The following is a 12733-nucleotide window of genomic DNA, read 5'->3' as shown; positions in this document are numbered from 1 at the left end:
GCGGCCGCGATCTCACCCTGCGAATGACCGATCACCGCGGCCGGCTCAACACCGTACGACCGCCACACCTCGGCCAGCGAGACCATCACCGCCCACAGCACCGGCTGCACGACATCGACCCGCTCCAGCCGGCCCTCGGAGTCGCTGTCCCGCAGGACATCGATCAGCGACCAGTCCACGAACGGCGCCAACGCGGCAGCGCACTCACCGATCCGCTGAGCGAACACCGGCGACGAATCCAACAGCTCAGCCGCCATGCCGACCCACTGCGAGCCCTGACCGGGGAAGACGAACACGGCACGCCCATCCGAGCCGCCGGCGCTCCCCCGCAGCACACCCGCGGCCTCACGGCCCTCGGCCAGCGCCTCCAGCCCGCCAGCCAGATCACCGAGAACCACAGCCCGGTGCTCGAACACCGACCGCGTCGTAGCCAGCGAGAACCCGACATCCACCGGCGACAGCCCAGGCACACGGGCAGCCAGCCGTGCGGCCTGCCCCCGCAGCGCGGCCTCCGACTTGCCCGACACCATCCACGGCACCACCACCGGCGGCACACCCTGCGAAGGCTCCTCCTCCGGAGCCGGCGCCGGAGCTTCCTCGAGGATGATGTGGGCGTTGGTGCCGCTGATACCGAAGGACGACACGCCGGCCCGACGGGGCTCCTCGGTCTCCGGCCACGGGGTGGCCTCGGTCAGTAGCTCGACGGCGCCCGCCGACCAGTCGACGTGCGGGGTGGGCTCGTCGACGTGCAGCGTCCGCGGCAGCACACCGTGCCGCATCGCCAGCACCATCTTCATCACACCGGCGACACCGGCCGCCGCCTGGGTGTGCCCGATGTTCGACTTGACCGAGCCCAGCCACAGCGGCCGGCCCTCGGGCCGGTCCTGCCCATACGTCGCGAGCAAAGCCTGCGCCTCGATCGGGTCACCCAGAGTCGTGCCCGTACCATGCGCCTCCACCACGTCGACCTGCTTGGCGGAGAGTCTGGCGTCCGCGAGGGCCGCCCGGATCACCCGCTGCTGGGAGGGGCCGTTCGGTGCCGTGAGACCGTTGCTCGCGCCGTCCTGGTTGAGAGCGGAGCCACGGACCACGGCGAGTACGGGGTGGCCGTTGCGGCGCGCGTCGGACAGGCGCTCCAGCAGGAGCATGCCCACGCCCTCGCCCCACCCGGTGCCGTCCGCGCCCGCCGCGAACGCCTTGCAGCGTCCGTCGGCGGCGAGCCCTCGCTGCCGGCTGAACTCCACGAAAGTCCCGGGAGTGGACATCACCGTGACGCCACCGGCCAGCGCGAGCGTGCACTCGCGCCGGCGGAGCGCCTGGGCGGCCCAGTGCAGGGCCACCAGGGACGAAGAGCAGGCCGTGTCGATGGTCACGGCCGGGCCCTCCAGGCCCAGCGTGTAGGACACCCGGCCGGAGGCGATGCTGCCGGCGGTGCCGTTGCCGAGGTAGCCCTCCAGGCCGGCGGGGACGGCGTCGAGGCCGGCGCCGTAGTCGTGGTACATGACGCCGGTGAAGACGCCGGTGCGGGTGCCGCGCACCGAGGCCGGGTCGATGCCCGCGCGTTCGAAAGCCTCCCAGCTGGTCTCCAGCAGCAGGCGCTGCTGCGGGTCCATGGCCAGGGCCTCGCGCGGCGAGATACCGAAGAACGCCGGGTCGAAGTCGCCGGCGGCGTGCAGGAAGCCGCCTTCGCGCGCGTAACTCTTGCCCACGGCGTTCGGATCCGGGTCGTACAGCCCCTCCACGTCCCAGCCGCGGTCCTCGGGGAAGCCCGAGACGGCGTCGGCGCCGGCCGACACCAGCTGCCACAGCTCCTCCGGGGAGCGCACGCCGCCCGGGTACCGGCAGCTCATCGCGACGATGGCGATCGGCTCGTGATCCGCGGTCTCCGCCTCCTGCAGGCGTTGCCGCGTCTGGTGCAGTTCGGCGATGACGCGCTTGAGGTAATCCCGGAGCTTGTCTTCGTTACTCATGGTGCTTTCCCATCAAAAGCAGTCGCCACAAGGCAGTCGGCGGAAAGGGTTGGACTTCGACCGAGGGTGGTCGCTCGTATGTCAGGGACGGTCGGTTCAGCTGATTCCGAGATCGTCCACCATCTTGAAGAGGTCGCCGTCCGTCGCCGATTCGAGCTTGTCGACGAGATCGGCGCCTTCCGTTCCTTCCTGTGTGTCGCCGTATTTCGAGAGGAGGTTCCGCAGCCGTTCGACCACGTCGGTGCGGCCAATCTCCTCCAGGGTCATGGCCGACAGCCCGGCTTCGAGCCGGTCGAGGCCCACCGACACGGGCACGTCGTCGGTGTCACCGCCGAGTGCGCCCTGGGGAGCCAGCTCCTGGTGCAGGAAGGCAGCCAGGGCCGTCGGTGTCGGATAGTCGAACACGAGGGTGGCGGGCAGACGCATTCCGGTGACCGCGTTCAGCCGGTTGCGCAGTTCCACCGCCGTCAGGGAGTCGAATCCGAAATCCTTGAAGGCGCGGCCCGGTTCCACGGCTTCCATTCCCCCGTGGCCGAGTACGGCCGCGACATCGCGGCGTACGACGTCCAGCACGATACGTTCGCGTTCCGTCGCCGACGCACCGGCCAGCCGTTCCCGCAGACCCGTCGCCGTCCCGGCGGTATCCGCGGCCTGCCGCTGCCGGGGCAGCGCCACCAACTCCCGCAGGACGTGCGGAACGTCACCGCCGCTCGCACCGACCGACGCCCGTACGGCCGCCACGTCCAGCCGCATCGGGGCGACCACCGGGGCCTCGCCGGCGCAGCAGGCGTCGAACAGCGCGAGTCCCTCGGCCGTCGGCAGTCCGCCGAGCCCGATGCCGGTCATGCGTCGCTGGTCCGCCTCGCCCAGGCCGCCGGTCAGCGCGCTGCGCTGCTCCCACAGCCCCCAGGCCAGCGAGAGACCGGGCAGGCCCTGGGCGCGGCGCCGGGTCACGAGTGCGTCGAGGAACGCGTTCGCGGCGGCGTAGTTGCCCTGCCCGGCGGCGCCCAGCGTGCCCGCCGCCGAGGAGAAGAGCACGAACGCGGTGAGGTCGGCGTCGGCCGTCAGTTCGTGAAGGAGGGCAGCCGCCTCCGCCTTCGGGCGCAGTACCGCGCCGATCCGCCGCGGGTTCAGCGAGGTGACGACTCCGTCGTCCAGCACGGCTGCCGCGTGCACCACGCCCTTCAGCGGGTGTTCGGCGGGGATGTCCGCGAGCACCTTACCGAGGGCGTCTCGGTCCGCCACGTCGCAGGCCGCCCACGTCACCGAGGCGCCCGCGTCGGTGAGTTGCGCCGTGAGCTCCGCCGCCCCGTCCGCCTCGGCACCCCTGCGGCTGAGCAGCAGCAGGTGCCGTATCCCGTGCTCGGCCACGAGGTGCCGGGCCACGAGACCGGCGAGAGTGCCACTCGCGCCGGTGATCAGCACGGTGCCCCGCGGGTCCCAGGTCGCGGCCGGTCCGCCGGCCACGGGCGAGCTGGACTCCGGGGCCGGTCCGGTCTCCGTGGCGCGGACGAGTCTGGGCAGCAGGACACGTCCCGCGCGTACGGCCGACTGCGGCTCGCCCGAGGCGAGGGCGGCGGCCACGGGTGCGGACGCGGCCTCGGCCGGGTCGTCGACGTCGAGGAGGAACAGCCGGTCGGGGTGCTCCGCCTGCGCCGAGCGCACCAAGCCCCACACGGCGGCCCCGGCCGCGTCACCCACGACCTGCTCGGCGGGGTCCACGGCGAGCGGTGCGGTGTTCACCGCACCCTGGGTGACGATCACCAGGCGCGCGTCAGCGAACCGGTCGTCCGCCAGCCAGTCCTGCACCCACGCCAGCGTCCCGGCCACCGCGGACCGCAGTCGCTCACCCTCGCCCGTGCCGGTGTGGAGCGCGCCCGACACGGGGAGGAAGACCCACTCCGGAAGGGACGCGCCGTCGCCCTCCGCGTGCGAGCCGGTTGGGGCCTCGCCCAGGCTCTTCAGGTCCGCATGCGTCGCCACGTCCCAGCCGCGCGACCGCAGGCCGGCCGCCAGGCCGGCGTCGCTCGGTTCTCCGACCACGGCACAGCGGAGCGCGGAGGGCACGTCGGGCGTCGGGAGCGGCATGGTGTGCCAGTCGAGCCGGAACATCGACTCACGCGGGGCGGCACTCCGGGCGGTGTCGATCTGCTCGGCCATGACCGGGCGCGTCACCAGCTCGTCCACGGAGGCCACCAGCCGGCCGGACTCGTCCGCCACGACCGCGGACACACCGTCGGCCCCGGCAGCGGAGAGCCGTACCCGGATCCTGCTCGCGCCGGTGGCGTACAGGCAGACGCCATTCCAGACGAACGGCAACCGGATCTGATCCCGATCCTCCCCACCCGGCTCGGTCAGGCCGCCCGGCCCGGCCACGTGCAGGGCCGCGTCCAGCAGCGCCGGGTGGAGTCCGAAGCGCACGGCCTCCACCGCGTGCTCCTCCGGCAGCGCGATCTCGGCGAACACCTCGTCGCCGCGCCGCCAGGCCGCCCGTACCCCCTGGAACACCGGCCCGTACGCCAGTCCGCCCAGCGCGAACCGCTCATACATGCCCTCGATGTCCAGCGCCTTGGCCCCGGCCGGCGGCCACACGCCCGGCTCGTCCGACACCGACTCCGCCATCTCGGCGGCACCCTTGGTCAGCACAGCGCCGGCGTGCCGCGTCCACGGCTGGTCCGGGTCGCCGGACTCCTGACGCGCGTACATGTTGACCGGGCGGCGGCCACTGTCGTCCGGGCCGCCGACAACGACCTGGAGCTGGACCCCACCGTTCTCCGGCAGGACCAGGGGAGCCTCCAGAACAAGGTCGTCCACCCGCGTGCAACCGAACCGGTCACCCGCGTGAAGGGCAAGGTCCACGAAGGCCGTCCCCGGCACCAGCACGGCGCCCAGCACCGCGTGATCCGCCAGCCACGGCTGCGTACGCGCGGACACCCGGCCGGTGAACAGGCAGCCGCCGGAATCGGGCAACGTCACGGCCGCACCGAGCAACGGGTGATCCGCCGCACCCAGCCCGACCGAGGAGACATCGCCGACTGTCGGCGCCGCCTCCAGCCAGTAGCGGTCCCGTTGGAAGGCGTAGGTGGGCAGTTCCACCCGCCGAGGACGGGAAGGGGCGAGGTAGGCGCCCCAGTCCACGCTGTGGCCCTGGACGTAGATTCCGGCCAGCGCCTCCACCAGAGAGGTGGTTTCGTCGCGATCCTTGCGCAGGGCCGGGGCGAACAGCATGTCTGGGGCACTGTCCTGGCCCATCGAGGACAGGACGCCGTCCGGGCCCAGCTCCAGACAAGCCGTCACACCGTGGGTGGTGAGGTGGGTGATGCCATCGGCGAAGCGGACCGCTTCACGGACGTGCCGCACCCAGTACTCCGGGTCACACACCTCCTGCGCGGTGGCCAGCTCTCCGGTCAGGTTCGAGACCAACGGGATCCGCGGCACCTCGTACGTCAGCCGCTCGACGACCTGCCGGAACTCCGCCAGCATCGGCTCCATCAACGGGGAGTGGAAGGCATGCGACACCCGCAGCTTCCGTGTCCTCACACCCCGCTGCTCCAGCCCGTCCTCGAAGACGACCTCACGCAACGGCCGCTCCAGCAACCCATCGAACCCCGCACACACCTCATCGAAAGCCTCAGCGAACACAGGGAAGGCCTCGTACAGGTCCCGACCCATACCGGCCCGCTGACTGCCCTGCCCGGAGAACAGCACCGCCAGCTTCCCCGGCACCACCTGCCCCCGCACCACACCAGCAGCCGGCTCACCCGCCACCAACGCGGACAACCCACCCGCAAAGCCTTCGCCGTCAGCGGCCAACACCACAGCCCGGTGCTCGAACACCGACCGAGTCGTGGCCAACGAGAACCCCACATCCACAGGCGACAACTCACCCGCAGAAGCAGCCAGCCGCGCCGCCTGCCCCCGCAACGCCGTCTCGGACTTCGCCGACACCACCCACGGCACCACCACCGGTCCAGCTCCGGCACGATCGTCGGCAGCCGTGTCCGGCGCCGGCTCGAGCTCCAGGACCACGTGCGCGTTCGTCCCGCTGGCGCCGAACGACGACACACCCGCCCGGCGGGGTCGGCCGGTCTCCGGCCACGGCGTGGCCTCGGTCACCAACTCGACCGAACCCATCGTCCAGTCGACGTGCGGTGACGGCTCGTCGACGTGCAGCGTCCGCGGTACAAGCCCGTGCCGCATGGCCAGCACCATCTTCATCACACCGGCGACACCGGCCGCGGCCTGCGTGTGCCCGATGTTCGACTTGACCGAGCCCAACCACAGCGGCTGGCCCTCCGGCCGGTCCTGCCCATAGGTGGCCAGCAGCGCCTGAGCCTCGATCGGGTCACCCAGCTTCGTACCGGTACCGTGCGCCTCCACCACATCCACATCAGCAGCCGACACCCGGGCGTTCGCCAGCGCGGCGCGGATCACCCGCTGCTGCGACGGACCATTCGGCGCCGTCAGACCATTGCTCGCACCATCCTGGTTGACAGCCGAACCACGGACGACCGCCAGCACCCGGTGACCGTTACGCTCCGCGTCCGACAGCCGCTCAAGGAGCAGCATCCCCGCGCCCTCGGAGAACCCGGTGCCGTCCGCGCCCTCCGCGAACGCCTTGCAGCGCCCGTCCGGAGCGAGACCCCGCTGACGGCTGAACTCCACGAACAACGCCGGAGTCGCCATCACGGTCACACCACCGGCCAACGCCAGCGAGCACTCACCCTGCCGCAGCGACTGCACCGCCAGGTGCAGCGCCACCAACGACGACGAGCACGCCGTGTCCACCGTCACCGCGGGACCCTCGAACCCGAACGTGTACGAGATACGGCCCGAGGCGATGCTGCCGGCGGTGCCGTTGCCGATGTATCCCTCGACGCCTTCCGGGACCGACAAGGACCCGTAGTCGTGGTGCATGATCCCGGCGAACACGCCGGTCTGGCTGCCGCGCACGGTCGCCGGGTCGATACCCGCCCGCTCCAGCGCCTCCCACGACGTCTCCAGCAACAACCGCTGCTGCGGATCCATCGCCAACGCCTCACGCGGCGAGATCCCGAAGAACGCCGGATCGAAATCGCCCGCATCGTAGAGGAAACCGCCCTCGCGGGCGTACGCCGTGCCCTTGTGCTCGGGGTCCGGGTGATACAGCGCCTCCAGGTCCCAGCCACGGTCGTCCGGGAACGCGGCCATGGCGTCGTCGCCGCTGGTGAGCAGGGACCACAGGTCCTCGGGGGTGCGTATGCCGCCCGGGTAGCGGCAGCTCATGGCGACGATCGCGATCGGCTCGTCCACCGTCGTCGCCCTGACGGCCGGGAGCGCCGGGCGCGCGGTGGTGGCACCGTCCACGTCGCCCCTCGCCGTCAGCTCCGCCAACAGATGGCGTGCGAGCACGGCCGGCGAGGGATAGTCGAAGACCAGCGTGGCCGACAGTCGCAGCCCCGTGGCCGCGTTCAGCCGGTTCCGCAGCTCCACCGCCGTCAACGAGTCGAAACCGAGCTCGCGGAAGGCGCGGTCGGAGGCGATCTCGTCGCCTGGTCCATGGCCCAGTACGGCGCCGACGTGGGTGCGTACCAGCTCCAGTACGACCTGTTCCCGCTCGGTCTCCGGCAGCCCGGCAAGGTCGCCGACGAGGCCGTCCGCCGTACCGGTCGCGGACGCTGCCGCGGTGCGCCGTGCCGACGCGCGGACCAGCCGGCGCAGCAGCGGCGGTACGGGGCCGTTCCCGCCCCGCAGCACCGTGCCGGCGAGCCGCACCGGAACCAGCAGTGCCTCGTCCGCGGCGGTCGCCGCGTCGAAGAGGGCCAGTCCCTCCTGCGACGACAGCGGTACGACGCCCCCGCGCGCCATTCGGGCGAGGTCGGTGTCGGCCAGGTGGCCGGTCATCTCGCTGCGTTCGCCCCAGAAGCCCCAGGCCAGCGAGACCGCCGGCAAGCCCTGGGCGTGGCGGTGCTGGGCGAGGGCGTCCAGGAAGGCGTTCGCCGCCGCGTAGTTGGCCTGTCCGGCCGCTCCGAAGGTCGCTGCCGCGGAGGAGAAGAGCACGAACGCCGACAGGTCCAGGTCCCGGGTCAGTTCGTGCAGGAGCAGGGCCGCGTCCGCCTTCGGGCGCAGTACGGCGTCCACGCGCTGTGGTGTGAGCGCGTCCACCACCCCGTCGTCCAGCGCGCCCGCCGCGTGCACCACCCCTCGCAGGGGCATGTCCTGGGGGATGCGTGCCAGCACGCCGGCCAGTGCCTCGCGGTCCGTCACGTCACATGTCTCGAACACGGCCTGCGCGCCCAACGCCGCCAGATCCGACGCCAGCTCCGGCGCCTCGGGGGCGTCCACGCCCCGGCGTGACACCAGCACGAGGCGCCGTACGCCGTGTTCGGCTGCCAGGTGGCGGGCGACCAGGCCGCCCAGTACACCACTCGCTCCAGTGATCAGCACGGTCCCGTCGGCGCCCCAGGGCCTGGACGCTCCGGCCGGCGCCGACGTGGACGCCGCCCGGACCAGTCGGGGAGCGCGGACCTCGCCCGCGCGTACGGCGATCTGGGGCTCGTCGGATGCTAGGGCCGCGTGCGCCGCGTCGGCGGCGCCGTTCCAGGTGTCGATGTCGGGCAGGGTGTCGAGGTCGACCAGGTGGAACCGGTCCGGGTGTTCTGTCTGCGCGGACCGGACCAGGCCCCACACGGCGGCTGCCGCCGGGTCCGTCACATCCTCGCCGGGCTCGGTCGCCACCGCGCCCCGGGTGAGGAACACCAGCCTCGACGAGGCGGCGGCCACGCTGCCGAGCCATTCCTGGACGGCGTGCAGCGCTCGGTGCGTCACGTCACGTGTCGCGGCGGCCAGCTCCTCCGTGCCCCTGTCCGTACCCACCGGGGAGAAGCACGGCAGGAGCACGACCCGCGGGAAGGTTTCGTCCGTGGTCGAGGCCAGCTCGGCGATCGACGGCACCAGCCGCCCGGCCGATTCGCGTACCACCCCGGTGGCCGAGGACTCCGCCCCGAGCACCGCCCAGTCATCCGCGGCGGCCGTCGCGGCCACGGCCGGGACCGCCTCCCAGCGCAGACCGAACAACGAATCCAGCGACGACCGCGTCGCGGCGGCGTCGAGCAGCTCCGGCGAGACGGGGCGGCCCACCAGCGATCCGACAGAGGCCACCGGCGCCCCGGTCACATCGGCCACCAGCACCGACACACCGTCCGCTCCCGCCCTGGACAGGCGCACCCGGAGCATGGTCGCGCCCGTCGCGTGTAGGGACACCCCGCTCCACGCGAACGGCAGCCGTGCCGCACCCGTCTCCTCGGCATCGATGGCGTCCTGACCGGTCAGGTGACCGATGCCGGTCACGTGCAGCGCGGCGTCCAGCAGCGCCGGGTGGATGCCGTAGCGTTCCGCCTCCGCCCAGTGCTCCTCCGGGAGGGCGACCTCGGCGAACACGTCGTCGCCGCGTCGCCAGGCCGCCCGTACGCCACGGAAGACCGGCCCGTACTCGAGTCCCAGTCCGGCCAGCCGCTCGTACAAGCCGTCCACCGCGAGCGGCGTGGAGCCGTCCGGAGGCCATACGGCCAGCTCGCCCGCGTCTGCGGCGCCTTCGGAATCGGCCAGCACGAGCACGCCTCTGGCGTGGCAGGTCCAGGCTTCGTCGTCGTCACCCTCAACGCGTGAGTACACGCCCACATCGCGGCGGTCCGGATCCTCCGTACCGCCCACGACGACCTGCACCTGCACCGCGCCGTCCTCCGGCAGCACCAACGGTGCCTGAAGCGTCAGCTCCTCCAGGCTCCGGCACCCTGCCGCGTCCGCCGCCCGCAGTGCCAGCTCCACGAACGCGGTTCCCGGCACCACGACCCTGCCCAGCACGAGGTGGTCGGCCAGCCAGGGCTGAGCCGCCAGCGCCAACCGGCCGGTCAACACCAGCCCGTTCGCATCCGCCAGCGACACCACGGCTCCCAGCAAGGCGTGATCTGCCGACCCGAGACCGACGGCCGCCACATCACCGACGCCGGAGGCGGGCGACTTGAGCCAGTAGTGCTGGTGTTGGAAGGCGTAGGTGGGGAGGTCGACGCGGGTCGCGCCGGTATCTGCGTAGACACCGGCCCAGTCGACGGCCGCGCCGCCGACGAAGGCTTCGGCGGCCGAGGTGAGGAAGCGAAGCAGTCCGCCCTCGTCGCGACGCAGTGAACCGACGGTCGTGACAGCGGTGTCTGCGTGGGCTTCGGCGGTCTGCTCGACGCCCATGGTCAGCACCGGGTGCGCGCTGGACTCGATGAAGAGGCGGAAGCCGTCGTCGAGCAGAGTGCGGACGGTTTCGGCGAAACGCACCGTCTGGCGCAGGTTGCGATACCAGTAGCCCGCGTCCAGGCCGGTGGTGTCCAGGACCTCGGCAGTGACCGTCGAGTAGAAGGGGACGGATGCCGTCTGGGGAGCGATGTCCGCCAGTTCCCGCAGGAGAACGTCCTCGATCTCCTCCACATGCCCGCAGTGGGAGGCGTAGTCCACCGCGATACGCCGCGCCCGCACCCCCTCCGTCTCGCAGGCAGCGAGCAGCTCGTCCAGGGCGTCCGCGTCACCGGACACCACGACCACGGCCGGACCGTTGACCGCCGCGACCGCAAGGCGACCCTCCCAAGCCCCCAGACGCTCCTGAACTTCTTCCACGCCGAGGGAGACCGAGACCATGCCGCCACGCCCGGACAACGCCCGAATGGCCTTGCTCCGCAGAGCCACCACCTTCGCCGCGTCCTGCAACGACAGCGCACCGGCCACGCACGCGGCCCGATCTCACCCTGCGAATGACCGATCACCGCAGCCGGCTCGACACCGTACGACCGCCACACCTCCGCCAGCGAGACCATCACCGCCCACAACACCGGCTGCACGACATCGACCCGCTCCAGCCATGCCTCACCATCGGTGTCCCGCAGGATGTCCGTCAGCGACCAGTCCACGAACGGCGCCAACGCGGACGCACACTCACCGATCCGCTGAGCGAACACCGGCGACGAATCCAACAGCTCAGCCGCCATCCCCAGCCACTGCGAGCCCTGACCAGGGAAGACGAACACGGCACGCCCATCCGAGCCGCCGGCACTCCCCCGCACCACACCCACGGCCTCACGGCCCTCGGCCAACGCCTCCAGCCCGCCGGCCAGATCACCGAGAACCACAGCCCGGTGCTCGAACACCGACCGCGTCGTAGCCAGCGAGAACCCGACATCCACCGGCGACAGCCCAGGGACGTGAGAAGCCAGGCGCGCCGCCTGCCCCCGCAGCGCGGCCTCCGACTTACCCGACACCACCCACGGCACCACCACCGGCGCCTCGACATCCCCAGCCGGCTCCCCCGCCGCCGCCTCCTCCGCACCCCCAACCGGAGCCTGCTCAAGGATCACGTGCGCGTTCGTGCCACTGACGCCGAACGCCGACACACCTGCCCGGCGGGGTTCCTCGGTCTCAGGCCACGGCGTGGCCTCGGTCAGCAGCTCGACGGCGCCCGCCGACCAGTCGACGTGGGGAGTGGGCTCGTCGACGTGCAGCGTCCGCGGCAGCAGCCCGTTGCGCATCGCCAGCACCATCTTCATGACACCGGCGACACCGGCCGCGGCCTGGGTGTGCCCGATGTTCGACTTGATCGAGCCCAGCCGCAGCGGCCGGCCCTCGGGCCGGTCCTGGCCGTACGTCGCGAGCAGCGCCTGCGCCTCGATCGGGTCGCCCAGGGTCGTGCCCGTACCGTGCGCCTCGACGGCATCGATGTCGACCGAGGACAGACGGGCGTTCGCGAGTGCCTGCAGAATCACCCGTTGCTGGGAGATGCCGTTGGGTACTGTCAGGCCGCTGCTGGTGCCGTCCTGGTTGACGGCGGAGCCCCGGACCACGGCGAGCACGGGGTGGCCGTTGCGCTGCGCGTCGGACAGGCGCTCCAGCAGGAGCATGCCCACGCCCTCGCCCCACCCGGTGCCGTCCGCGCCGCCCGCGAACGCCTTGCAGCGTCCGTCGGCGGCGAGCCCTCGCTGCCGGCTGAACTCCACGAAGAGTCCGGGTGTCGTCATCACGGTGACGCCGCCGGCGAAGGCGACAGAGCACTCGCCCTGCCGCAGTGACTGTACGGCCAGGTGCAGGGCGACCAGCGACGACGAACAGGCCGTGTCCACCGTCACGGCGGGGCCCTCGAAACCGAAGGTGTACGAGAGCCGGCCGGACATCACGCTGGCTGCGCTGCTGGTGGCCAGATAGCCCTCGACGCCCTTCGGTGCCTGACGCAGGGCCTCGATGTAGTCCTGGCCGTTGGTGCCGACGAAGACTCCGGCCTTGCTGCCGCGCACTGACGCGGGTGCGATGCCGGCTCGCTCCATAGCCTCCCACGACGTCTCCAGCAACAGCCGCTGCTGCGGATCCATCGCCAGCGCCTCACGCGGCGAGATCCCGAAGAACGCCGGGTCGAAGGCGCCGGCGTCGGACAGGAAGGCGCCTTCCTTCACGTACGAGGTACCGGCCCGGTCCGGGTCCGGGTCGTATAGGGCGGCGAGGTCCCAGCCCCGGTCGTCCGGGAACCGGGCGACGGTGTCGCCACCGCCGGCGAGCAGCTCCCACAGCTCCTCCGGGGACCGGACACCCCCGGGGAAGCGGCAGCTCATCCCGACGATCGCGATCGGCTCCTGGGCCTTGTCCTCGACGTCACGAAGGCGGCGTTGTGTCTGACGCAGATCGGCCATGACCCGCTTCAGGTACTCGACAAGCTTCTCTTCGTTAGACACTTAGCCCTGCCCCCTCGTGGACACCAT

At 71.9% G+C, this 12733-nt stretch carries 1 protein-coding gene and 3 pseudogenes; all 4 read right to left on the bottom strand.

Annotated features, from left to right (window positions below):
- Nucleotides 1–5: 5 nt before the first annotated feature.
- A pseudogene (locus CD790_RS36895) lies at nucleotides 6–1970 on the bottom strand (type I polyketide synthase); the annotation flags it as partial.
- 96 nt (nucleotides 1971–2066) lie between these two features.
- Nucleotides 2067–9482, bottom strand: coding sequence for an SDR family NAD(P)-dependent oxidoreductase (locus tag CD790_RS18630; protein WP_399217819.1), 7416 nt, complete (start codon nucleotides 9480–9482; stop codon nucleotides 2067–2069).
- A gap of 189 nt (nucleotides 9483–9671) precedes the next feature.
- A pseudogene (locus tag CD790_RS36890) lies at nucleotides 9672–9866 on the bottom strand (hypothetical protein); the annotation flags it as partial.
- Nucleotides 9858–12706: pseudogene (locus tag CD790_RS36885) on the bottom strand (type I polyketide synthase); the annotation flags it as partial. The pseudogenes CD790_RS36890 and CD790_RS36885, both read right to left, overlap by 9 nt.
- Nucleotides 12707–12733 lie beyond the last annotated feature (27 nt).

This window comes from Streptomyces sp. SAJ15, from assembly GCF_007595705.1.
Classification (GTDB): Bacteria; Actinomycetota; Actinomycetes; order Streptomycetales; family Streptomycetaceae; genus Streptomyces.
This window is presented reverse-complemented; position numbering and strand designations above follow the sequence as displayed.